Raw genomic sequence first — 22,258 nt, forward strand, 5'->3', positions numbered from 1 at the left:
TCAGCCTTTGCCGATGGCAAAGCTCTTCACGTATCCCACGGGATCGGCGGGATCGAAGGTCTTGCCCATGATCGTGTGCGACTTGTACGTGACCTCGGGCGCGTCGTAGCCGAGATCGTTCATGATCTTCTTGCAGTCCGCGGCGAGGTAGACCTGTTCGGCCACCGCCTTGTAGTCGATTTCGTTCTCGATATAGCCCCAGCGTTTCATCTGGGTCAGGATCCACACGCCCATCGAGTGCCAGGGGAACGGATCGAAGTCGATCCGGTCAGGCACCTGCTTCACCTCGCCCAGACCGTCGGCATAGGTGCCGGTCAGCACCTGCTCGATCACCGGGACCGGCTGGTTGAGGTAGTTCGTGGGCGCGATCGCGGCCGAGATTTCCTTGCGGTTTTCCGGGTTCCGGGCGTATTGCGTCGCGTCGATGATCGACTTGAGCAGCGCGCCGTAGGTGTTCGGCAGTTCGGTCGCGAAGGACAGCGGCGCGGCGAAGGCGCAGCAGGGATGGCCTTCCCAGATGTCCTTGGTCAGCGTGTGGATGAAGCCGATGCCCTCCCAGACCGCGCGCTGGTTGAACGGGTCGGGCGAGAGGTAGCCGTCGAGGTTGCCGGCGCTGAGGTTGGCGACCATCTCCGGCGGCGGCACGACGCGGATCTGGATGTCGACATCCGGGTCCAGACCATGCTCGGCCACGTAGTAGCGCAGCAGGAAGTTGTGCATCGAGTATTCGAACGGCACGCCGAAGGTGAAGCCCTTCCACTGCTTGGGGTCGCGCTTGTCCTTGTGATCGTTGTGCAGAACGATCGCCTGTCCGTTGATGTTCTCGACGGCCGGCATGATGTAGGGCGTGGCGGTGGAGCCCGCGCCGAGCGTCATCGCCAGCGGCATCGGGGTCAGCATGTGGCTGGCGTCGTATTCACCGGCCAGCGACTTGTCCCGCGCCACGGCCCAGCCTGCGGTCTTGATGACCTGCGCGTTCAGCCCGTGCTTTTCATAGAACCCCATCGGCTGCGCCATGATGATCGGCGTGGCGCAGGTGATCGGCACGAAGCCGATGTTCAGGTCGGTCTTCTCGGGCGTGCCCAGTTCGTCGAGGATCGCGGCCTTGGCCTTTTCGATCGGGAAGACGGAAGAGAGCGCGGCGGCGAAGGTGCCACCACCGACCAGCCCCATGAAGGAGCGGCGGCTCAGATCGTTGCCGCCGAACATGGACCGGACGACGGCGCTTTCGACCGCGCGCTCCAGCATCCCGTCCGAGGTGTCCGGCGACGCGGCCGTGCCCGCCGAGGTGCTGCAGCTGGCGCAGCTGCACCCTGCGCCGTGACGCAGATCCGAGTTGTGATCGAAGGGGTTCCCCAGACTCTTCATTGATTACGTCTCCCGTGTTGGTGCCCGATCAGTCTTGGCCGACCGTGTGTCATGCAATCAGGCTAGCGGAGGGGCGGCGGCAGGGTCACAGTTTTCTGGGATGACACCGGTTAGGAAAAATCATTTATTTTCAAATGCTAAGCAAACAGGCATCGCGGTCCGTAATTACGATATTTCGTGTTTCACGATTTTTCGTAACATGAATGCTGCGCTGCGGTAGACTGGGGTCATGAAGGACCTGCCCACCGATTCGATCCTCGCCCTCTGGCCCTGGCCCGCCGTGTCCGTCGATCCCTCGACAGACCGGATCGTCGCCGCCAACCCTGACGCCGAACGCCTGATGGACCGTCCGCTTGCTGGCGACAGCTTCCTCGCATGCCTCGACGGCGATCCCGGCGACCTCGTGGTCTTTGCCGATGGCGTCCAGCACTTCGGCCGCTACTGGACCCGCGCCTTCCGGCTGCGGCTGCCCGGCGGCCGGAACGATCCCTGCGAACTGGCGGGCACCTTCCACGACGCGCCCGATGGCCCCCGCCTGCTGATCGCGCTGATCTCGCTGGACGAGATGCAGGCGCGGCAGGACATCACCGAGGCGGGTAACCTGCACCGCTCGGGCCTGCTGGAATGGAAGCGCACCCAGACCTTCTTTTCCGAGCTGGAACGGCAGAACCAGCTGATCCTCGATGCGGCGGGCGAGGGTATCTACGGGATCAATGCCGACGGCCAGACCACCTTCGTCAACCGCGCCGCGCAGGAGATGCTGGGCTGGTCCGCCGAGGATCTGCTGGGCCACGACACCCATGCGATCATCCACCACCGGCACCTGAACGGCGACCCCTACGATCACCGCGACTGCCCGATCTACCACTCCTTCCGCAACGAACGCGTCAGCCGGGTCGAGGACGAGGTCTTCTGGCGCAAGGACGGCCGCCCGATCCAGGTCGAATACGTTTCGACCCCGATCTACGACGGCCAGGTGCTGGCCGGGGCCGTGGTGATCTTTCGCGACATCACCGAGCGGAAAGAGAACGAACGCCGCCTGCATGACGCGATGGCCGAGGTCGATGCGCTGCGCGACCGGCTGGAACAGGAAAACGCCTACCTGCAGGAAGAGATCAGTTCGGCCCGCTCCTATTACGACGTGGTCGGGCAGGCCCCGGCGATCCAGCGCACGCTCAAGCAGGTGGACCTCGTCGCGCCGACCGAGGCGAACGTGCTGATCACCGGCGAAAGCGGCACCGGCAAGTCGCTGATCGCGGCAGCCGTGCACAAGGCATCGGACCGGCGGCGGCGCTCCATGATCCGCGTGAACTGCGCCGCGCTGCCCGACCATATCGACAGCGAGCTCTTCGGGCAGGTCCGCCGGAACGGGCGCGGCTCAGACAAGGCCGGGCGGCTGGAACTGGCCCATGGCGGGACGCTGTTTCTGGAGGAGGCCTCGGACCTGCCGCTGGACTTTCAGGGCCGTCTGCTGGACGCGCTGAGGGACCAGACCGTCGTCCGCGTCGGTGACGACCGCGAGCGGCGGATCAGCGTCCGCATCATCGCCTGCACCACCCGCGACCTGTCGCGCGAGGTTCAGGCGGGCCGGTTCCGCGAGGACCTGTACTTCTTCCTCAACGTCTTTCCGATCGCGCTGACCCCGTTGCGCGACCGGGCCGAGGACATCCCCCTGCTCGCCTCGCACTTCCTGTCGCTGGCCTGCCGCCGCACCAAGCGGGCGGAACCGACGATCACGACCGGCGCGATCCGTCAGCTGGAAAGCTATCACTGGCCGGGCAACGTGCGCGAGCTGGAGAACGTCATCGAACGGGCGCTGATCGTGTCGACCGGCGACAAGCTGCGGATCGAGGGGCTGGAGGCGTCGCTGCCGGTCGCGCCCAGATCCGGCCCGCGCATCCTGACCGAGCAGGAAATGCGCGCGGTCGAGACCGAGAACCTGATCGCCTGCCTCCGGCAGACCGAAGGCCGGGTCGCGGGGCCCGGCGGGGCGGCGGAACTGCTGGGGCTGCGCCAGACGACGCTCTATTCCCGGATACAGAAGCTGGGCATCACCCGCGACCAGTGGGCGCGGGACTGACCGCGCCCGTCAGGCCATCCGGCGGGTGAGGATCGCATTGACCTCGTCCGCCGCCTGATACTGCACCCAGTGGCCGACCTCGGGAATGACGTGGAACTCTGCCCCCGGCTTCCACGCGGCGACATTCTCGCGCCGCTGGTCGAGGTAGCGCCAGGTCAGCGCATCGCGGCTGCCGTAGATCACCGTCAGCTCGGCCTCCATCCGCTGCAGATCGCCCGGCACGTCGAGCGAGGAGAACAGGCCCTTGTTCCGCCCGCGCGCCAGTTCCGCATGGGCCATCTGGATCGCCACCGCCTCGTCCGTCACGCTGTCCGGTCCGGTCAGCATCAGCAGCCCGACGTTCTGCGCATGCGCCGCCGCCCGGTGTTCAGGAATGGGCATCCCCCGCCACTTGGCCAGCCTGTCGTTCACCCCGTGCCGGTCGCCCAACAGGGGCGAGCCCAGCATGGCCAGCCGCTCGACACCGGCCTCCACATGCTTCGCGGTGATTGCACCGATCACGCTGCCAAAGGAAAAGCCCGCCATGCGCACCGGTTCTCCCGGCGCCAGCTCGGCCAGTGCGGCGGCGACGATCCGGGCGAAATCTTCCAGATCCTCCGTCTCGAGCGAATCCGACTGGCCGAAGTTCGGCAGGTCCGCCGCCATCACCCGGTATCCGGCATCGACCAGCGCATCGACGTTGCGGACCCAGTGCATCCATGACCCGTGTCCGCCGTGGAACAGCGCCAGCGGCCTGCCCTCGCCCCAGATGTGCCAGTGCATCCGCGTCGCGTCGCCCGTGACGCGCTGTTCGGACCGGGCCTCCAGATCGTGGATCCACTGGGGCAGGGTCGGGATGTCGACGATGTCGTCGTCAAAATCGTGGCTCAGCATCGGCGTTCCTTTCGCGTTGCAGCGAAATTACTTGCCTGCCGGTCGGTTGGCAACAGGATGGTATGCCGTTTGCCGCTTTCGGTCGGCAGACGGTTTCCGCTGGCCACCGGCTGCCCGATCTCTAATCTCTGCCGCCAACAGAGGGAGGCACGAAAGATGCGGTTTCAGGACCAGTCCACAATCGTCACCGGCGGGGCATCCGGCATCGGCGCGGCATTGGCACGCGCGCTGGCCGCCGAAGGGGCCAAGGTCGCCGTCGCGGATCTGAATGCCGATGGCGCCAAGAAAGTGGCGGACGAAATCGGCGGTATCGCGGTGCCCACGGACGTCCGAAGCCGCGATGCCATCGCCGCATTGATCGCGGCGGCCGAGGCGGCGCATGGCCCGATTGACCTGATGTGTTCGAATGCCGGGATCGCGACGGGCGTGGACACCACCTTCACCAACGCCGCCGGGGCGGACCCCGCCGAATGGCAGCGGGCGTGGGAGGTCAACGTCATGGCCCATGTCCACGCTGCCGCGAACCTCGTGCCACAGATGATCGCGCGGGGCGGCGGACGGTTCCTGCACACGGTCAGCGCGGCGGGCCTGCTGAACCAGATCGGCAGCGCGATCTACGGCACCACCAAGCACGCCGCCGTCGGCTTCGCCGAGAACCTCGCCATCAGTCACTATTCCGCCGGAATACGGGTTTCGATCCTCTGTCCGCAGGGCGTGGACACGCCGATGCTGGACGGCATGGGCGGCGACGGGCGCAACGGGCCACAGGCGGGCGACGGGCTGATCTCGGCCGCCGACTGCGCCGCGGCGGCGCTGGATGGCGTGGCCGAGGGGCGTTTCGTGATCCTGCCGCATCCGCAGGTTGCGGACTACATGCAGCGCAAGACCGCCGATTACGACCGCTGGATCGCGGGCATGGCGAAGTTCCAGAACAGGCTCTATTCCGTGTAGATCCGCCCCGCCGGCCCCCGGAATTTCGAGGTCGCGTCCTCCGGCACCTCGCTGCCGTCCCAAAGGAACGGCATGATCCCCACCCGCAGCGCGCGGCCCCGCATCTTGTTCAGGTCGGCCTCGGACCGCGTGACCCGCTGCGCGTTGCGCAGGGACCAAGCGTGCAGATGACGATACAGCCGCGCGATCTCGTCGGCACACTCGGGGTCCGCACCCCGGTCGTGGAATTCGTCGGGGTCGGTCTGCAGATCGAACAGCATGGGCCGAAAACCGCCCTCGAAATGGATCAGCTTCCACCGCCCGTCGAAACACATGAACATCCGCGCGTCATCGGACGTGATCCCCAGTTTTGCGCGCATCGGCGTGACCGAGTAATCGTATTCGCTGATCGCCACCTCGCGCCAGTTTTCAGGCTCTGTCCCCTGCAGAAACGGCTGCAGCGACCGCCCCTCGACGATATGCCCCGGCACCTCGCCGCCCGCCGCCTCGATGAAGGTCGCGGCCAGGTCGATGGACTCCACCAGCGCGTCGCAGGTGGTGCTGCGCGTCGCGTCGGCCTCGGCGCGCGGATCGTAGACGATCAGGGGGATCTTCACCGACGGCTCGTGGAACATGTCCTTTTCGCCTAGCCAGTGATCGCCCAGGTAATCGCCGTGATCCGAGGTCAGCACGATCATCGTGTCCCGGATCGCACCCGTCTCCTCCAGCCGGTCGAGGATGCGGCCAAGCTGGTCGTCGCATTGCTTGATCAGCCCCATGTAGGCCGGGATCACCTTGTCCCGCACCTCGTCGCGCGAAAAGGCACTGGCGATCATGTTGCCCATGTAGGCGCCATAGACCGGGTGCGGATCCTGCCGTTCGAGGTCGGAGCGCACGGCGGGCGGCACGTCGTCCGGGCCGAACATGTCGTGATAGGGCGCGGGGACGATGTAGGGCCAGTGCGGCTTGATATAGCTGACATGTGCGCACCACGGGCCCTCGGCGGTCTCCATGAACTCCAGCGCGCGATCGGTCAGCCAGGGCGTCTCGCTGTCCTCCTCGCGGATGTTGGCGGGCAGGTCGGCGTTCTGAAAGAACCAGCCCGACGCGATCTCGCCTTCGGAGGCCCCGGCGTTGGCGTTGTCGTGCCAGGGGTTCGCGGCCTCGTAGCCCTTGGCCTTGAGATACTCGTTATAGGGGCTGCGCTTGCGGTCGTAGAAGCCGTCCGGCCCCTCGCCCCAGAGCCCGTCGTCGCGGACCACGGCATCGAAGCCGCATTCGCTCTGCCGCGCGCCGATGGTGGTGTCGGGGGCGAGGCCCAGGCGCTCCATCCCCTCGGCATCGGCCACCATGTGGGTCTTGCCGATCAGGTAGCAGCCCATGCCGATCTTGCGCAGGTGATCGCCGAGTGTCTGCTCTCCGACCCGCAGGGGAAAGCCGTTCCACTGCGCCCCGTGGGAGGAGGCGTAGCGGCCAGTGTAGAACGACATCCGGCTGGACCCGCAGACCGGCGACTGGACGTAGGCGCGGGTGAAGCGGACGCCCATTCCGGCGACCCGGTCGAAGTTCGGTGTCCTGAGTTTCGGATGACCGGCGCAGGACAGGTAGTCCCATCTCAGCTGGTCATACATGATGAACAGGATGTTCATCTGGCTCTCCCTTTATTCCCGGCGGTCAGCATAGGCGGCGAGGCGACGGGGTCCAGACCCGCCCGACAAGCGCCATGATGGTGCATCAATCGATCCTCTCACCCCAGCCCGGAACCAAGGCGAAGCCGCCGGGCAAGCGCCGGCCCGTCCCCACGGGCTGGCGCTTTGTCGACGCCAGCGAAGACCGAGGAGGTCAGAGGCACATGGCACCATAAATCGTCCCGCTCAGCCGTAGCAGCGCCACCCCACGGGCCGGCGCTTGCCCTTGTCACTCCGTTCCACCGCCACGCCGCCCCAGCCAGACCGCCGACACCGCAGCCAGCACCAGCAAACTGAGCGCCACCGGATGCCCCACCACGTTCACCGGGTTCGCGTCGAGGATCACCAGCGACTGGCTCAGGCTCCGCTCGAACCCCTCGCCCAGGAAGAAGGCGATGATGAACACGATCACCGGGAACCCGAGCGCGGTCATCACGTAGGACAACACCGCCGCCACCAGCATCAGCCCGACGCCGAACAGTCCCCCCGTCGACAGGTAGACCCCGACGAAGCAGAACAGCAGCGCCACCGGAAAGATCACGCTCTCGGGCGCGCGGATGACGAAGGACCAGAACCGCAGTGACACCTGCCCCACCAGCAGGTTCATCAGGTTCGCCATCAGCATCGCCCCGAACAGCCCGTAGATCAGCCGCGCCTGCGTCTCGAACAGCAGCGGCCCCGGCTGGATCCCGTGGATCATGAAGGCCGAGATCAGCAGCGCAGCGCCGATACTCCCCGGAATGCCGATGCCGAGCAGCGGGATCAGGTTCGCCCCCATCACCGCCGAATTCGCGCTTTCCGTCGCGGCGATGCCGCGCAGGCTGCCCTCGCCGAAGGGCGTGCCCCCGTCCGGCCCCTTGCGGGCCGAGGCGTAGGACATGAAGGCCGCCGCCGTCGACCCGATCCCCGGTATCGCCCCCAGGACCGTCCCGATGGCCGCCCCCCGCGCGATCACGCCGCGGCAGCCCCAGTACTCCGCCCACGACACCCGCCGCGCCGCGCCGTCCCCGGTCAGCGGCACCGCCGGCTGCGGGCCGTGCCGCCGGGCCCCCGCGATCCGGCGAAATATCTCGGCCACCGCCAGCATCCCGACCGCGACCGACACCAGAGACGCGCCGTCGAACAGCTGGAAATAGCCAAAGTAGAACCGTGGCGTCCCATGCTCCGGATCCAGCCCCACCGTCGCCAGCAACAGCCCCAGCACGGCCGCGATCAGACCCTTCACAAGGGAATCGCCAATCAGCCCCGAGATGATCGAGAAGGCGAATATCATCAGCGCGAGGATTTCGACCGGCCCCATCTTCAGCGCCAGCCCGGCCAGCGGCGCAGCCAGCGTGATCAGCACCAGGTCCGACACCGTGTCCCCGGTGACCGAAGCATAAAGCGCCATCTTCATCGCCTTGACCGGCTTGCCCTTGCGCGCCAGCGGGTGCCCGTCGATGGCGGTCGCCGCCGCGTCCGGCGTGCCCGGCGTGTTGATCAGGATCGCCGGGATGGCCCCGCCGAACAGCCCGCCCTTGTTGATGCCCACGAGGAACGAGATCGCCACCAGCGGGTCCAGTGCGAAAGTGAACGGGATCGCAATGGCCATCGCCATGATCGGTCCGATGCCGGGGATCGCGCCCACCATCTGCCCCGCCGCCACGCCAAGCACGACGAACATCAGGTTCACCAGCGTGAAGGCATCGCCGAAGCCTGCGAGGATGACGGACAGCTCAGGCATCGGCGCTCACGGCAGGGGCCGCCCCAGCAGGACCGGCACCAGCAGCCAGATGCTCACCGGCGCGGCGGCAATACCGGCGACGATCCACGGCCAGCGCCGCTCCCCGATGATCGCCACAAGTGTCGCCGCCAGCACCGGCGCGACGAAGAGAAAGCCAAAGCGCCCCATTCCCCAAACACCCGCCGCCGACACAGCGGCGACCAGCGCACAGAGCGCGGCTTCCTTCCCGTCGATCTCGACCTTTCCGCCCGGAAAGACCGCCAGCCAAAGACCCAGCCCGATCAGCGCGATCCCGCAGGCGCGCGGCAGGGTCTGGGGCGTGATCCAGCCCGAGGACACGGTTTCCGTATGCGCGGGCATGATCCACAGGATCAGCGCGGCCCCGAAGGCCGCCACCGCCACACCGGATATCCTGTTCGCCAGCCGTTCGTTCACCGCTCACCCCGTGTTTCGGCAGGGGCGGCAGATGACCGCCCCCGCCAGTTCGTCACTTGCCGAACAGCATGCCAACGTTGACCAGCCCGTCCTCGAGCATCTTCTTGGTCTCGTCCGGCCCCTTGTCCGACGGTTCGGTGTGGAACGCGTTCATGATCGCCGTCTTGGTGTCCTCGGCCATCAGCGCCTGACCGATCGCCTCGGCCAGCGCCGTCTTCGCCTCGGCGGGCAGACCCGCGGGCGCGGCGATGTAGAAATACGGGTCCACGTAGATGTCAAAGCCCTGCTCCTGCACCGTCGCGGTGTCGGGCGCATAGGAATGCCGCACGGCGTTGGCCGAGGCGATCATCTTGACCTTGCCCGCTTCCAGCTGCGGGATATGCGCGCCCGCGTTGAAGGCCGCGTCGACATGGCCGCCCAGCACCTGCTGCAGCGCCTCGGCCGAGGACTTGGTCGACACCGGCTTCAGCCCCGCCTCACTCTGGCCGTTGACGAAGTTCATCAGCAGCTCCTGCGGCTTGGCATCGAAGGCCACCAGCGCGCCGCCCTTTTCCTTGGAATATTCGACCAGCCCGGCCAGGTCGTCGAACGGCGCATCGGCGGGCGCGATGATCGCGAGTTGCGCCAGAGCCACCGTGTGCAGGTAGTCGAAGCTGTCGAGGTTGAACGGGATTTCATCCGGCCGGATCGTCAGGTTCACCAGCACCGGCATGGTCACGCCCATGCCCAGCGTCATCCCGTCGGCGGGCACGGCCTGAAGCTGGGTGAACATGGCGATCCCGCCGCCGCCCGGCTTGTTCTCGACCACGAAGTCCCAGCCGGTGCTCTCGCCCATCTTCTGCGCGATCAGGCGGCCCAGCGTATCCGTCTCGCCCCCCGCGCCAAAGCCGATCCACAGCTTGATCGGTCCCGACGGCGCCCATTCGGCCATCGCCGATCCCGCACCGGCCACCGCCAGCGCGGCGGCTGCAAGAATTGTTCTGATCTTCATCGTTCTTCTCCCTGTTTCGTTTGTTTTCCTGGTTCTTCGTCTTTCGCTTTCGCCAGCGCATCACGCCCCGGCGCCACGTCTTCCACTGTCACGCCGCTGGACAGGATGTCGTGATCCGGCGCCTCCCGCCGAACCAACGCAGCGGCAAGGCGCGACAGGGCGGGCGCGGTCTGCACGCCGTAGCCACCCTGCCCCACGAGCCAGAAGAAACCCTCGACCTCCGGATCGTAGCCGCAGACCGGCGCGCGGTCGGCGGCGAATGTCCGCAGGCCCGACCACGACGACTCGATCCGCCGTATCTCGAGGTCGAAGGCCGTCTGGATCCGGTCCGCGCAGATCGCGATATCTATTTCCTCGGGCCGGGAATCCTCCGGCGCGCTCAGCGTCTCGTCGGCGGGCGAAGCCATCAGCCGCCCCGCCTCGGGCTTGAGGTAGAACGCCTCGTCCGCATCCACGACCATCGGCATCCTGGCCGGATCGAACCCCTGCGGCGCGGCAAAGGTGATCGCCGTGCGGCGGCGCGGCTCCAGCCCGACCGGGGCGGCCCCGGCCAGCCCGGCCAGCCAATCGCCCCATGCGCCCGCCGCGTTCACCACCACACCGGCGGCGACCTGTCCGGCGGCCGTCTCGATCTCCCACCTGCCGCCGCTGCGCGTGAGGCCGAGCACCGGCGCACCGGTCATCACCGTGCCCCCCGCCTGCCGGAACTGCCGCAGGTAGCCGGTCAGCATGGCATGGACGTCGATGTCCTGCGCGTCCACGTTCTCGAACCCGCCCGCGGCATAGCCGGGCCGCAAAAGCGGCACACGCTCCTGCATCGCTTCGGCGTCGAGCCAAGCCAGATGGCGGGTGTCGGACAGATCGTCATACATCGCGCGCAGGTCATCCACCTGCGCCGCCGTCGCAACCCGGACCAGCCCGCGCGGCGACAGCAACGGCTGCGGAGCAAACCCGTCGGGCGGCGCCGCAAAGAACCCGGCCGAGGCGCGGGTCAGCGCGCGGATCAGCCGGTTGCCATAGGTCTGTGCAAGGATCGCGGCGGACCGGCCAGTGGCATGATAGCCGGGCTGGGCCTCCGACTCGACCAGCACCACCCGCATGTGCCGCGCCAGTTCAGCCGCCACCGAGGCGCCGGCAATACCGGCCCCGATCACGGCGACGTCATGAACAGCAGCAGACAAGGGGCGTTCCCGATTCCGATCCGTGGCCGCAGGGTAGCATGAATATTTCCGATAGGAAAGTTTCCGACCGGAAAAGCGGTTATGGCAATCTGCCGGATCTGGGTTACTCTGCGGCATGGCGCCCCGGAACGAAGACATCCTCGACGAACAGGCCAGCCGCGCACGGATGGCGACACGCCTGCGCAACCTGCGCGAGGCCAAGGGCCTGACCATCCAGACGGTGGCCGAACGCGGCGGGCTGGCGATCTCGACCATCTCCAAGATCGAGCGCAACCTGATGGCGCCGACCTATGACCGCTTCGCCCGGCTGGCGCGCGGGCTCGGGGTCGATCTGGCCGAGCTGTTCGTAGAGGACGGCACGCGGTTCGAACCCGGCGGCGTCGCGGTCGCGCGTCGGGGCGAATACGGCTATCACGAGACCGAGAACTACACCTACGAGATGCTCTTCCCCGCCGTCCGGGGCAAACGGATGGTGCCGATGATGGGCACGCTGAAGCCGCGCGAAAGAATGCAGGTCGACCGGATGGTCAGCCACGCGGGCGAAGAGTTCCTGCTGGTCCTCGACGGTCGCGTCCGTGTCGAACTGGACGGGATGGAAGACGTGGTCCTGGACACGGGCGAGTCGCTCTATTTCGACAGCGCGCGCGGCCATCTCTACGCCTCGGCGCAGGATGCGCCGGCCCGCATCCTCGTGGTCTGCACGGAATTCGACTCGGACGAACCGGAACGCGGCTAGAGCCGGGCGACCGCCCACCGGGCCGCATCGGCCACCGCCGGGTCCGGATCCCCGGTCAAGGACTCGGCCACGGCCCGCAGCGCAAGATCCCCGGAATTGCCGATCGCGTAGAGCACATTGCGCACGAAACGGTCCCGCCCGATCCGCTTGATCGGCGATCCGGCGAACCGGGCCCGGAACCCGGCGTCGTCCAGAACCGCGAGCTCGGCCAGCGGCGGCAGCACGGTGCCGGGCCGCGCGGCATAGCGCATCTCGCGCGCCTCGACGGCGAACTTGTTCCACGGGCAGACGGCCAGGCAGTCGTCACAGCCGTAGATGCGATTGCCTATGCCGGGCCGCAGCGCCTCGTCCACCGGGCCATGATGCTCGATCGTCAGGTAAGAAATGCAGCGCCGCGCATCCAGCTGGAACGGCGCGGGAAAGGCGTCGGTAGGACAGGCGTCCAGACAGCGCCGGCAGGATCCGCAGCGCTCGCGCCCGGCCTCGTCGACCGGCAGATCCAGCGTGGTAAAGATCGCACCAAGGAACACCCAGTTCCCGAACCCGCGCCCCAGCAGGTTGGTGTGCTTGCCCTGCCATCCCAGCCCCGCGGCCTCGGCCAGCGCCTTCTCCGGCACCGGCGCGGTGTCCACGAACACCTTCACCTCCACCGGCGCCTCGTCGGGCCCTTGCGCGCCCGCCTCGGCGATCAGCCATCGCGCCAGCCGCTTCAGCCGCTTCTTGACGAGGTCATGGTAATCCGCCCCCCGCGCATAGACCGAGATCACCCCCCGGTCCCGCGCCTGAAGCCCCGCCAGCGGGTCTTCCTCCGGCGTATAGCTCTCGGCCAGCATGATCACCGACCGCGCCTTGGGCCACAGCGCCGCCGGGTCACCCCGCCACTCGGCCCGCCGCTCCATCCAGCCCATCTGCCCGTGTCGCCCCTCGGCCAGGAACCGCGCCAGCCGAGCCTGCACCTGGGGCACCGCATCCGGACGGCACACGCCCATATCCGAAAAGCCCTCGGCCTCGGCCTGCGCGCGCAGCCTGTCTTTCAGCGCATGCTCCATGCTTCATCTTGCCAGAAATATGCCGGGGGGAGTCGGCCCGCAGGGCCGGCGGGGGGCTGGCCCCCCTCCGACGCCGGGCTCAGAAATCCAGGTCGGCATAATGCGCCGGCGGCGGAAAGCCCGGCACCTGGTCCGCGAGGATCGACCGGAACGCGGGTCGCGACTTGATCTTGGCGTACCAGTCCTTGACCTGTTCCTTGCGGCCCCAGTCCACATCGCTGATGTAATCGAGGCAGGACAGATGCGCGGCGGCCGCGAAATCGGCCAGTGTCATCCGGTCGCCCGCCAGCCAGCGCCGGTGATCCAGCAGCCACGCCATGTAGTCGAGGTGGAACTTGATCGCCGCAGCACCCGCCTTGACGTTGGTGCTGTCGGGATAGCCCTTCTTCATGATCTTCTTGTTGACCCGCTCGTAGAGCAGCTTCGACGTCACCTCGGAATGGAACTTGTCGTCGAACCACGCCACCAGCCGCCGCACCTCCAGCCGCTGGTCCGGGTCGCGGGGCATCAGCGGCGGTTCGGGATAAACCTCTTCCAGCCATTCGCAGATCGCGGCGCTTTCGGACATCGTGCGGTTGTCGATCCGCAGCACCGGCACCTTGGCCGCCGGGTTGCGACGCAGGAAATCGGGGTCCTTCTCCCAGTAGCGCTCCTCGATCAGCTCGCACTCGATCCGCTTCTCGGCAAGGCTCAGACGCACCTTGCGGCAGAACGGAGAAAGGGGGACGTGATAGAGACGCGCCATGATACCTGCATGGATGTTGGGGTCGCCGGGCAGTCTTGCCTTGAAAAGCGGCCAGATTCAACAGCGCCCGGCAAAGTCTTCCCATACCGGGCAGAGCCGCGGCAACAGGCCGCGCAGCATCACCCGGCGGTTTCGAAACAGGCCGCGCGCCCGTCCGCCCGGATCGTGGCCGCCCCGTCCATGATGGATTTCGTCCGCCGGCGGACATAGTCGGACGGCTTCGACGCCGACCAGCTCTGCGGCGCGGGCAGGATCGCGGCCAGCCGGGCCGCCTGCAGATCGCTCAGCTTGTTCGGTCCCACGCCGAAGTAATGCCGCGCCGCCGCCTCGACACCGAAGACGCCCTCGTCGAACTCGGCCACGTTCAGATAGACCTCGACAATCCGGCGCTTGGACCAGAATGCCTCGACCACCGGAGTCAGCATCGCCTCCAGCGCCTTCCGCACCCAGCTGCGCCCGTGCCAGAGGTAGACGTTCTTGACGACCTGCTGGGTGATGGTCGAGGCCCCGCGCCGCCCGCCATCCTCCATCGCCGCGCGGATCGCCTCCATGTCGAAACCCCAGTGGGTGCAGAAATTCGCGTCCTCAGCCGCCACGACCGACCGCGCCATCACCGGCGCGACGTTGTCGATCGGCACCCACTGCCGGTCTATGGTCCCGAGGCGCTGTTCCTCGGACCACATGTAGTAACCGATGGTGGGGTTCAGGCGGCTGTGCGCCATGACGATGACCAGCACCAGCCCGACGACCAGGAACACCGCCCGGAACGCCCAGCGGAACAGCCACCGGAACGGGTGAAACCCGCCGCCGGTCTTCCGGGGCGCGCTCTTAGTGCCTTTCCTGGGTTTCGCCTGTTTTGCCACGCCACAGCTATAGGCCGGAAGGGGGACCGCGACCAAGCCGCAGCGTGACGGCGGGGCCGGAAAAATCGCGGGGATGTTGCGCGGGCCCCATCGGAACGAAAAAAGGGGCGCGACCGAAGCCGCGCCCTGACTGAGAAACGAGGGTCTTGGATGCCGTCAGGCGTTCTCAGGCCTCGGCGGTTTCAATCGCCTTTGCTTCGACCGTATCGCCATTGGCGATCTCGATGCGGCGCGGTTTCAGCGCTTCGGGGATTTCGCGCACGAGGTCGATGTGCAGCATCCCGTCGGCATGGGTCGCGCCGGTCACTTTCACGTGGTCGGCCAGGTGGAACTTGCGCTCGAACGCGCGGGTCGCGATGCCGCGGTGCAGGTAGGTGCGCGGGGTCTCGTCATCGGCCTTGCGGGCCGAGACGACCAGCTCGCGGTCCTTCACCTCGACGCCGAGGTCGGCGGCGGCAAACCCGGCAACGGCCACGGTAATCCGATAGCTGTTTTCGGCGGTCTTCTCGATGTTGTAGGGCGGATAGCTCGGCTGGTTCACCTCGTTGGTGAACACACGGTCCATCATGTCGGCAAGCTGGTCGAAACCTACGGTGGCACGGTAGAGCGGAGCAAGATCGAAGTTACGCATGGGTCATCCTCTTTGAGCGATACCTTGATGTCGCCTTCCCTTGGGGACAGGCTTTCGGTCCGGGACCCTGAGTGGCGTCCCGATGCTGAGGATGTGGGAACCGATGTCCGGGGGTTCAAGACCCTTGCTGTTCCGAGAAGATCCGTCCGCGCTTTCGCGCTCACTCGCCCGCGCGCAGGAACTTGGCCGTGGTTCTGGCGCCACCCGTCCCGACGCGGATGCGGGCCCCCGCCGAGGCGGCGCCGCCATCCGGCCCGGCGCCGTGATCCAGTTCGGCCTTAAGCAGGTCGAGCGCGCCGGTCAGCTGCATCCCGAGCGCCACGCGCTTGCCGTCGACCTCGGCCTTGGCCGAAACGACCGACACGATGCGCGGGGCGCCGCCGTCGAAGGTGAAGACCGGCGCGCCGGAGCTGCCGAAATCCACGTCGCAGGACATCACGAGGATACCGTCCTGCACGCCCATCACGCCACAGATCTCCTGCAGGCTCGGCGCATCCATCCGGTCATGGGCGTAGGACACGACTCCGACCCGGTCGCCGCGCTGCGGCTGGCTTTCGGTGTCGAAGGGCACGACGGTCGTGTTGCGGATCGGCATGTCGAGCTCCAGCAGAGCCATGTCCACCTGCACGTTCCCGGTCGAGACCTGCGCCGAATAGCGGTAGTCGGGATGGACCACTGCACGCCGCACGTTGCGATAGGCTGCGGCGCGGCCGTTGCGCATGCCCGCAAGGAATTCGATCCCCTCGGTCCGCACCCGCGTCCCTGTGCGCTTGTCGAACAGGCAGTGCGCGGCGGTCAGGACGAGGTTGTCGGCCACCAGCGCGCCGGTGCAGAAGCCCTTGCCGCCGATGTCCAGCCGCCCGACCGCTTCCCAGCCCCGGCCCTGATCGCCGGTTTCGAGGCTGGTCAGCGCCCCGTGACGGGACATGTTGTCGGCCAGCCCCTGCGCCGAAGCGGCGGCGGGCAGGACGGCAAGGCAGATGGCGGCGATGGCGCGAAACATGGGTGGCCCCTTCAGTCGTCTTTCCCCGACAGTTAGCCCGTCCATCCGGGCGAAAGTTGGGCCGTCAGGGGACAGTTACGCGCCCCCGATGTGACCCTTCAGCGCCCGCGGCTCGGGCCCGCCTGTCGCCCAGTCCAGCAGTTCGACCGTATGCACCACCGGCACCCCGGTGCCCGATCCGATCTGCATCATGCACCCGATATTGCCCGCCGCGATCACGTCCGGCTTCACCGCCTCCAGCGTCCGCACCTTGCGATCCTTCAGCTTGCCCGAGATCTCGGGCTGCAACAGGTTGTAGGTCCCCGCCGACCCGCAGCACAGGTGGCTGTCCGCAGGCTCCGCCACCGTGAACCCCGCCCGCTTCAGCAGGGCCTTGGGCGCATCCTTGACCTTCTGCCCGTGCTGCAGGGAACAGGCCGCATGATAGCCGATCCGCAGGTCCTTCGGCGCGCCCTCCGGCAGCCCGATCCGCTGCAGCAGTTCCGACACGTCCACCGCCAGCGCCGAAACCTTCGCCGCATCCTCCGCCAGCGCATCGTTGCGGAACATGTGCCCGTAGTCCTTCACCGTCGTGCCACAGCCCGAGGTGTTGATGACCACCGCGTCCAGCCCCGGCCCGTTCACCTCGGCCATCCACGCGCGGATATTGGCCCCCGCCGCGCCATGCGCCTCGGCCTCCTTGCCCATGTGATGGGTCAGCGCCCCGCAGCAGCCCTGACCCTTCGCCACGACCACCTCGCAGCCCAGCCGACGCAGCAGCCGGATCGTGGCGTCGTTGATGTCCGTGTTCAGCGCCCGCTGCGCGCAGCCGGTCATCAGGGCCACCCGCATCTTCCGCTCGCCCTGGGCGGGGAACACCTGCGGATCGTCGTTGCGGCTGACCGGCGGGATCTGCCGCGGCGCCATCTCCAGCATCGCCCGCAGCCGCGCATCCGGGATCAGCCCCCGGAACGGCCGCCCGATCTTGGCCCCCAGCAGCGCCAGCCGGAACCGCCCCGGATAGGGCAGGATCCGCGCCAGAACCCACCTGAGCGCCCGGTCATGCCAGGGCCGCGTGTAGTGCGTGTCGATATACGCCCGCGCATGGTCGACGAGGTGCATGTAGTGCACACCCGACGGGCAGGTCGTCATGCAGGCGAGGCAGGACAGGCAGCGGTCGATATGCTTGACCGTCTTTTCGTCCGGCACCCGCTCGTTCTCCAGCATGTCCTTGATCAGGTAGATGCGCCCCCGCGGGCTGTCCAGCTCGTCCCCCAGCACCTGGTAGGTGGGGCAGGTCGCCGTGCAGAACCCGCAGTGCACGCAGGCCCGCAGGATTTCGTTCGCGCGCTTGGTGCCCGGATCGGCCAGCTGCGCCTCGGTGAAATGCGTCTGCATCCGTCCCTCACATCATCCAGAGCGCGACGACCAGACCGGTCGCCGGCGCCAATGTCGTCAGCCCGCCCGCCAGCATCAGCCAGTCCGACGACTGCGGAAACCGGCGCCTGAACGCCTGCGCCACGAAGGCGGTGGCGAATATCCACGCGAACCAGAGCAGCGCAAGCCCGGTCAGAACCCGCCCATGCCCGCCCGTTTCCGGCGGCGGCAACAGCCTCAGTAGCGCCAGCCCGGCAAGGACCAGAACGACCAGCCCGGCCCCCAGCCCGCGGAAAAAGCTGCCCCTCGGCTCCTCCCGGACCAGCGCGGCAAAGACGGCGAGGCCGAGGATCGAGGCCCCCATGACGAACCCTGCGATCATGAGGCGGGCATCGCGGACCGGCCCATCAGACCGGAGTTCAGGATGCCCCTCGGATCGAACCGCGCGCGGAGCGCCGAGGACAGGCGCTCGACGCCATCCGCCTGCGGATGGAACATCGGCACCTTCGCCCTGACGCCCATATCCGCCCGCACCAGCGTCGCATGCCCGCCGATCCGGTCCACCGCAGCCCGCAGCACCGCCGCGCCGCCATCCGCCGCGCCGCCATCCGCCGCGCCGGAGATCTCCAGCCAGATCAGCCCGCCACCCCAGTCGTAAAGCGCCCGGTGCGCCAGCCCGGCCTCGTCCAGCGCCGAGACCAGATCCACCGCCCGCCCCGGCGTCACCGACACCCGCCACACGGGCGCGGTGCCGCCCGCAAAGACGGTCGCGTCCCGCACGTCCCGCCACAGCGCCGCGCTTTCCTCACCCGTCACCACGGACCACGGGCCGGGAACCGCCTCCTTCAGCCGCCCCGCACGGTAATCGACCGAGCCCTTCAGCCCCTCCACCCGGATCAGCGTCCGCCCCGTCACCGCGTCATGTGCCGCCCCGCTCACGTCGAACGGGGTCCCAAGCGACGCCCGCAGCGCCGCCAGCGCCGCCCCGGTGTCCAGCCCTTCGGCGACCAGCGTCGCCTCTCGCTCCGGCACCGCCAGCACCTTCAGGCTGACCTCGGTCATCACGCCCAGCGTGCCATGCGACCCGGCCATCAGCTTCACGAGGTCATAGCCGGTGACGTTCTTCATCACCCGACCGCCGTTCTTCACAACCGACCCGGTGCCATCCACGAACCGCACGCCCAGCAGGAAATCCCGCGCCGCGCCCGCCTGCACCCGGCGCGGCCCGCTGGCATTGGCCCCGAACACACCGCCCAGCGTCGACACGCCCGTCACGCCCAAGAGCCCGCGCAGGTCGGGCGGCTCGAAGGCCAGCCGCTGTCCCTTCTCGGCCAGCACCGCCTCGACCGTTTCCACCGGCGTGCCCGCCCCCGCGACCAGCGTCAGCGCGCCCGGCTCGTAAAGCCCCAGCTTCGCCAGCCCGGCGGTCGACAGGTCCACCCCGTCCACCGCGCGCCACCAGACCCGCGTGCCGCCGCCCACGACGGACAGCGGCGCATCCGCCGCCCGGATCATCTCGGCAAGTTCGCTCTCGCTCTCTGGTCTCATCTTCATCTGGCCAAATAAACTCCGGGGGGAGTCGGCCCAAAGGGCCGATGGGGGGCTGGCCCCCCTACTCCGCCGCCATATCCATACGCCGCCGCGCGGAACTCACGCCCAGCGGAAACACCTTGGCGGGGTTCAGCAGCCACTTCGGATCGAACACGTCCTTCACCGCCATCTGCGCCTCCAGATCCTCGGGCGCATACTGGTGGCTCATCAGGTCCCGCTTCTCGATCCCCACGCCATGTTCGCCCGTCAGGCAGCCGCCCACCTCGACGCAGAGCTTCAGGATCTCCGCCCCGAACTCCTCGCACAGCTCCAGATCGCCCGGCTTGTTCGCGTCGAACAGGATCAGCGGATGCATGTTGCCGTCGCCCGCATGGAACACGTTCGCCACGTCGAGGCCATAGCGCCCCGACATCTGCGCGATCCGCCGCAGGACGTCCGGCAACGCCGACACGGGGATTGTCCCGTCGAGGCACATGTAGTCGTTGATCTGCCCCATGGCGCCAAAGGCCGATTTACGCCCCAGCCAGATCTTCGCGCTTTCCTCGGCGCTCCGGCTCTCGCGCAGCTCGACCGGGTTGTGCCGCCGCGCGATGGCGGTGATGACCTCGAGCTGTTCCGCGATCTCGGCTTCGGAGCCCTCGACCTCGACGATCAGCAGCGCCTCGCAATCCGGGTAGCCCGCGCCGGAAAAGGCGTCCGTGGCGCGGATGCAGGGCCGGTCCATGAACTCGATCGCCACCGGCAGCACGCCCGCCTCGATGATGTCGCTGACGCAGGCGCCCGCCACCTCGTTGCTGTCATAGCCGATCAGCACCGGCCGCGCGCCCTCGGGTTTCGGCAGGATGCGCAGCACCGCCTCGGTCACGACGCCAAGCTGGCCTTCGGATCCGCAGATCACGCCCAGCAGGTCCAGACCCCCGGCATCGAGCCATGGCCCGCCGATCTCGATCACCTCGCCCTGCATCGTCACCAGCGTGACGCCCAGCAGGTTGTTCGTGGTGACACCGTATTTCAGGCAATGCGCGCCGCCCGAGTTCATCGCAATATTGCCCGCGATCGCGCAGGCCAGCTGCGACGACGGGTCGGGTGCGTAGAAGAAGCCGTCCGCCTCGACCGCGCCGGTGACGCTAAGGTTCGTGCGGCCCGTCTGCACACGGATGAAGCGGTTGTCATAATCCGTCTCCAGCACCGCGTTCATCCGCGCGACGCCCAGGATCACCGAATCCGCCGTCGGCAGCGCCCCGCCCGCCAGCGAGGTGCCCGAGCCGCGTGGCACCACCGGTACGTCCATCTCGTGACAGATGCGCAGCACCGCCGCGACCTCCTCGGTGGTCGAAGGCAGCACGGCTGCCAGCGGCGCGCAGCGGTAGGCCGTCAGCGCGTCGCATTCATAGGCCCGCGTTTCCGCAGGGTCGTCGATGACCGCACCCTCGGGCAGAACCTGCCTCAGCCGCGCGACAAGGTCGGGCTTTCTGGCAAGGACCGAAGGATCGGGGGCTGGCATTTCCATGAGACTCTCCTGTCACTTGCAGGGGGCCGGGCAATCGGGAGGACACTATCCCCGACCCGCCCCCGCTGGCAAGCGACGCTGGTCAGAGATGCAGCGCCGCGCTAACAGGGATCATGGGAGGTCCGGCCGCCTCGCGCTTTTCACCCCGCTCGATTTCACCGCGCTCGGCGTGCTGGTCGCGCTGTGGCTGCTCATTGGCTGGCGGATCGAGCATCCGGGGCGCAATCCCTCCGTGTCCCGCCTGATGGCCGACTACCGGCGGGAATGGATGCAGCAGATGGTCACGCGCCAGCCGCGCATTTTCGACGCGCAGACCCTGTCGACGCTACGGCAGGCCACGTCCTTCTTCGCCTCGGCCACGATGATCGCCATCGGCGGATCGCTCGCCGCGATCGCGAACACCGAGCAGCTGACCGGGCTCGCCAACCAGCTGACCCTCGACAGCGCCCCGGCCTTCGTGTGGGAGGCGAAGATCCTCGTGGTGATCTTCTTCCTCACCAACGCCTTCCTCAAGTTCGTCTGGTCCAACCGCCTGTTCGGCTATTGCGCGGTCCTGATGGCCTCCACCCCGAACGACCCCGAGGATCCGCTGGCCCGCCCCCGCGCCGCGCAGGCGGGCGAGATCAACATCTTCGCCGCCCGCAGTTTCAACCGGGGTCTCCGGTCGGTCTATTTCTCGCTCGGCGCCGCCGCATGGCTGCTCGGCGCGGGTGCGCTGATCGCCGCTGCGGTGGTCACGTTCTTCGTCCTCTGGCGCCGGGAATTCGCGTCGCAGTCGCGGAAAGTGTTGATGCGGCGCAACGCTCCCGAAGGTGACACGACCTCGTGACATGCGCCGCAGGGCCCCGGCACCTATAACCGCGCCATGCTCCGCTCGCTCCTGACACTCACGATTCTCGCCGCAACCCCGCTCCGCGCCGATCCCCCGATGATCGAAGGGGCGACCGCCGAACGTTCCGGCATGGGCTGGCGTTTCGAGGTGACGGTCCGGCACGCGGACGAAGGCTGGGGCCATTACGTCGACGGCTGGGCGATTCTCGACGAGACCGGCAAGAAGATCGCCTATCGCAAGCTGCACCATCCGCATGTGAACGAGCAGCCCTTCACCCGCTCGCTGCCGTCGGTGATGGTCCCTGACGGGACACGCAAGATCTACATCCAGGCCTTCTGCTCGACCGGCGGGAAGAGCGAGAAGTTCAAGGTCAAGCTGAAGCCCTGAGGGTTGGCCGCGCTCGTCCCCGAACGCAGTCGCACTGTCGAAAAGCCTGCCCGTGGGTAGGCGCGCGGGACGAATGAACGCCGTCCTTTATCCTGCCACGCGCATCCTCGGCCCGAGGTCATCACGCGGATGACAACGCGCCTGCCCGTGGGTGGGCGCTTGCAAGGACTGAACGGCGCGCCTTATTCCGACCACATACCGCCTCACCCCAAGGTCAATGCGCGGGTGACAAAGCGCCTACCCGCAGGGACGGGCAGGCGCTAGGCGCGGCGGCTTCGCCTTGATTCCGCGCCGGGTCGGGCAGGGCACCCGGCCAGGCAACGGTG

General features: G+C 67.7%; 21 protein-coding genes. 5 read left to right on the plus strand and 16 right to left on the minus strand.

All coding sequences use genetic code 11. The features are described 5' to 3' along the window. A complete protein-coding gene (locus ATO6_RS02685) occupies positions 1–1,368 on the minus strand; it encodes a CmpA/NrtA family ABC transporter substrate-binding protein (RefSeq protein ID WP_088622388.1) in 1,368 nt (455 codons plus the stop codon). Between the two features lie 229 nt (positions 1,369–1,597). Between ATO6_RS02685 and ATO6_RS02690 the strand changes: the two genes are divergently transcribed. Continuing rightward, entirely contained in the window at positions 1,598–3,448 is a 1,851-nt protein-coding gene (locus ATO6_RS02690; RefSeq protein WP_088622389.1) for a sigma-54-dependent Fis family transcriptional regulator, read from the plus strand. Between the two features lie 9 nt (positions 3,449–3,457). On the opposite strand, the gene ATO6_RS02695 is transcribed toward ATO6_RS02690, so the two are convergent. Further along, entirely contained in the window at positions 3,458–4,321 is an 864-nt protein-coding gene (locus ATO6_RS02695) for an alpha/beta fold hydrolase (RefSeq protein WP_088622390.1), read from the minus strand. A 156-nt stretch (positions 4,322–4,477) separates the two neighbouring features. On the opposite strand from ATO6_RS02695, the gene ATO6_RS02700 reads away from it, so the two are divergent. After that, positions 4,478–5,272, plus strand: coding sequence for an SDR family oxidoreductase (locus tag ATO6_RS02700; protein WP_088622391.1), 795 nt, complete (start codon positions 4,478–4,480; stop codon positions 5,270–5,272). Here ATO6_RS02700 and ATO6_RS02705 read toward each other — a convergent pair. The 5 genes from ATO6_RS02705 to ATO6_RS02725 all read right to left on the minus strand — a co-directional run bounded on the left by ATO6_RS02705 (position 5,260) and on the right by ATO6_RS02725 (position 11,269). Continuing rightward, positions 5,260–6,900, minus strand: a complete 1,641-nt coding sequence (locus ATO6_RS02705; RefSeq protein WP_088622392.1) for an alkaline phosphatase family protein — start codon at positions 6,898–6,900, stop codon at positions 5,260–5,262. The two genes, ATO6_RS02700 and ATO6_RS02705, sit on opposite strands and share 13 nt — an antisense overlap. Positions 6,901–7,168: 268 nt before the next feature. Continuing rightward, positions 7,169–8,662, minus strand: a complete 1,494-nt coding sequence (locus ATO6_RS02710; protein WP_088622393.1) for a tripartite tricarboxylate transporter permease — start codon at positions 8,660–8,662, stop codon at positions 7,169–7,171. Positions 8,663–8,668: 6 nt separating this feature from the next. After that, positions 8,669–9,097, minus strand: a complete 429-nt coding sequence (locus ATO6_RS02715; protein ID WP_088622394.1) for a tripartite tricarboxylate transporter TctB family protein — start codon at positions 9,095–9,097, stop codon at positions 8,669–8,671. A 52-nt stretch (positions 9,098–9,149) separates the two neighbouring features. Next, positions 9,150–10,088 carry a tripartite tricarboxylate transporter substrate binding protein gene (locus tag ATO6_RS02720; RefSeq protein ID WP_088622395.1) on the minus strand — a complete coding sequence of 313 codons (939 nt, stop codon included), beginning with the start codon at positions 10,086–10,088 and terminating at the stop codon, positions 9,150–9,152. After that, a complete protein-coding gene (locus tag ATO6_RS02725; protein ID WP_254919051.1) occupies positions 10,085–11,269 on the minus strand; it encodes an FAD-binding oxidoreductase in 1,185 nt (394 codons plus the stop codon). Before ATO6_RS02725 ends, ATO6_RS02720 begins: the two co-directional genes overlap by 4 nt. Before the next feature lie 115 nt (positions 11,270–11,384). Between ATO6_RS02725 and ATO6_RS02730 the strand changes: the two genes are divergently transcribed. Continuing rightward, complete coding sequence (locus ATO6_RS02730) at positions 11,385–12,005, plus strand: helix-turn-helix domain-containing protein (RefSeq protein ID WP_088622397.1); 621 nt, start codon at positions 11,385–11,387, stop codon at positions 12,003–12,005. On the opposite strand, the gene queG is transcribed toward ATO6_RS02730, so the two are convergent. The 9 genes from queG to ATO6_RS02775 all read right to left on the minus strand — a co-directional run bounded on the left by queG (position 12,002) and on the right by ATO6_RS02775 (position 20,713). After that, entirely contained in the window at positions 12,002–13,054 is a 1,053-nt protein-coding gene (gene queG / locus ATO6_RS02735) for a tRNA epoxyqueuosine(34) reductase QueG (protein ID WP_088622398.1), read from the minus strand. The two genes, ATO6_RS02730 and queG, sit on opposite strands and share 4 nt — an antisense overlap. A 79-nt stretch (positions 13,055–13,133) precedes the next feature. Then, positions 13,134–13,799, minus strand: a complete 666-nt coding sequence (locus ATO6_RS02740) for a glutathione S-transferase family protein (protein ID WP_088622399.1) — start codon at positions 13,797–13,799, stop codon at positions 13,134–13,136. 119 nt (positions 13,800–13,918) lie between these two features. Continuing rightward, a complete protein-coding gene (gene mtgA, locus ATO6_RS02745) occupies positions 13,919–14,662 on the minus strand; it encodes a monofunctional biosynthetic peptidoglycan transglycosylase (RefSeq protein WP_088622400.1) in 744 nt (247 codons plus the stop codon). A 166-nt stretch (positions 14,663–14,828) separates the two neighbouring features. Next, a complete protein-coding gene (locus ATO6_RS02750; protein ID WP_088622401.1) occupies positions 14,829–15,293 on the minus strand; it encodes an Hsp20 family protein in 465 nt (154 codons plus the stop codon). A gap of 160 nt (positions 15,294–15,453) precedes the next feature. Then, on the minus strand, positions 15,454–16,296 hold the full coding sequence (locus ATO6_RS02755; RefSeq protein ID WP_088622402.1) for a serine protease: 843 nt from the start codon (positions 16,294–16,296) through the stop codon (positions 15,454–15,456). Positions 16,297–16,371: 75 nt separating this feature from the next. Beyond that, on the minus strand, positions 16,372–17,673 hold the full coding sequence (glcF, locus tag ATO6_RS02760) for a glycolate oxidase subunit GlcF (RefSeq protein ID WP_088622403.1): 1,302 nt from the start codon (positions 17,671–17,673) through the stop codon (positions 16,372–16,374). A gap of 7 nt (positions 17,674–17,680) precedes the next feature. Continuing rightward, positions 17,681–18,034 carry a hypothetical protein gene (locus ATO6_RS02765; protein ID WP_088622404.1) on the minus strand — a complete coding sequence of 118 codons (354 nt, stop codon included), beginning with the start codon at positions 18,032–18,034 and terminating at the stop codon, positions 17,681–17,683. Beyond that, positions 18,031–19,200, minus strand: a complete 1,170-nt coding sequence (locus tag ATO6_RS02770) for an FAD-binding protein (protein ID WP_088623381.1) — start codon at positions 19,198–19,200, stop codon at positions 18,031–18,033. The genes ATO6_RS02765 and ATO6_RS02770 overlap by 4 nt, the downstream gene beginning before the upstream one ends. Positions 19,201–19,264: 64 nt before the next feature. Next, positions 19,265–20,713 carry an FAD-linked oxidase C-terminal domain-containing protein gene (locus tag ATO6_RS02775; RefSeq protein WP_088622405.1) on the minus strand — a complete coding sequence of 483 codons (1,449 nt, stop codon included), beginning with the start codon at positions 20,711–20,713 and terminating at the stop codon, positions 19,265–19,267. 88 nt (positions 20,714–20,801) lie between these two features. Here ATO6_RS02775 and ATO6_RS02780 point away from each other — a divergent pair, with 88 nt between their 5' ends. Both ATO6_RS02780 and ATO6_RS02785 read left to right on the plus strand, forming a co-directional pair. Further along, a complete protein-coding gene (locus ATO6_RS02780; RefSeq protein WP_088622406.1) occupies positions 20,802–21,542 on the plus strand; it encodes a DUF599 domain-containing protein in 741 nt (246 codons plus the stop codon). Between the two features lie 36 nt (positions 21,543–21,578). Beyond that, the gene (locus tag ATO6_RS02785) at positions 21,579–21,932 is read left to right on the plus strand and encodes a hypothetical protein (RefSeq protein ID WP_088622407.1); all 354 of its coding nucleotides are present in this window, start codon (positions 21,579–21,581) and stop codon (positions 21,930–21,932) included. Positions 21,933–22,258: the final 326 nt, after the last annotated feature.

The organism is Oceanicola sp. 22II-s10i, from assembly GCF_002210105.1.
Lineage (GTDB): Bacteria > Pseudomonadota > Alphaproteobacteria > Rhodobacterales > Rhodobacteraceae > Pseudooceanicola.

Excerpts from the sequence above, each read along its gene's own strand:
- ATO6_RS02685 (WP_088622388.1), bottom strand. The coding sequence starts at position 1,368 with ATGAAGAGTCTGGGGAACCCCTTCGATCACAACTCGGATCTGCGTCAC.
- ATO6_RS02690 (WP_088622389.1), top strand. The coding sequence starts at position 1,598 with ATGAAGGACCTGCCCACCGATTCGATCCTCGCCCTCTGGCCCTGGCCC.
- ATO6_RS02695 (WP_088622390.1), bottom strand. The coding sequence starts at position 4,321 with ATGCTGAGCCACGATTTTGACGACGACATCGTCGACATCCCGACCCTG.
- ATO6_RS02700 (WP_088622391.1), top strand. The coding sequence starts at position 4,478 with ATGCGGTTTCAGGACCAGTCCACAATCGTCACCGGCGGGGCATCCGGC.
- ATO6_RS02705 (WP_088622392.1), bottom strand. The coding sequence starts at position 6,900 with ATGAACATCCTGTTCATCATGTATGACCAGCTGAGATGGGACTACCTG.
- ATO6_RS02710 (WP_088622393.1), bottom strand. The coding sequence starts at position 8,662 with ATGCCTGAGCTGTCCGTCATCCTCGCAGGCTTCGGCGATGCCTTCACG.
- ATO6_RS02720 (WP_088622395.1), bottom strand. The coding sequence starts at position 10,088 with ATGAAGATCAGAACAATTCTTGCAGCCGCCGCGCTGGCGGTGGCCGGT.
- ATO6_RS02730 (WP_088622397.1), top strand. The coding sequence starts at position 11,385 with ATGGCGCCCCGGAACGAAGACATCCTCGACGAACAGGCCAGCCGCGCA.
- queG (WP_088622398.1), bottom strand. The coding sequence starts at position 13,054 with ATGGAGCATGCGCTGAAAGACAGGCTGCGCGCGCAGGCCGAGGCCGAG.
- ATO6_RS02740 (WP_088622399.1), bottom strand. The coding sequence starts at position 13,799 with ATGGCGCGTCTCTATCACGTCCCCCTTTCTCCGTTCTGCCGCAAGGTG.
- ATO6_RS02750 (WP_088622401.1), bottom strand. The coding sequence starts at position 15,293 with ATGCGTAACTTCGATCTTGCTCCGCTCTACCGTGCCACCGTAGGTTTC.
- ATO6_RS02755 (WP_088622402.1), bottom strand. The coding sequence starts at position 16,296 with ATGTTTCGCGCCATCGCCGCCATCTGCCTTGCCGTCCTGCCCGCCGCC.
- glcF (WP_088622403.1), bottom strand. The coding sequence starts at position 17,673 with ATGCAGACGCATTTCACCGAGGCGCAGCTGGCCGATCCGGGCACCAAG.
- ATO6_RS02765 (WP_088622404.1), bottom strand. The coding sequence starts at position 18,034 with ATGATCGCAGGGTTCGTCATGGGGGCCTCGATCCTCGGCCTCGCCGTC.
- ATO6_RS02770 (WP_088623381.1), bottom strand. The coding sequence starts at position 19,200 with ATGAGACCAGAGAGCGAGAGCGAACTTGCCGAGATGATCCGGGCGGCG.
- ATO6_RS02775 (WP_088622405.1), bottom strand. The coding sequence starts at position 20,713 with ATGGAAATGCCAGCCCCCGATCCTTCGGTCCTTGCCAGAAAGCCCGAC.
- ATO6_RS02780 (WP_088622406.1), top strand. The coding sequence starts at position 20,802 with ATGCAGCGCCGCGCTAACAGGGATCATGGGAGGTCCGGCCGCCTCGCG.
- ATO6_RS02785 (WP_088622407.1), top strand. The coding sequence starts at position 21,579 with ATGCTCCGCTCGCTCCTGACACTCACGATTCTCGCCGCAACCCCGCTC.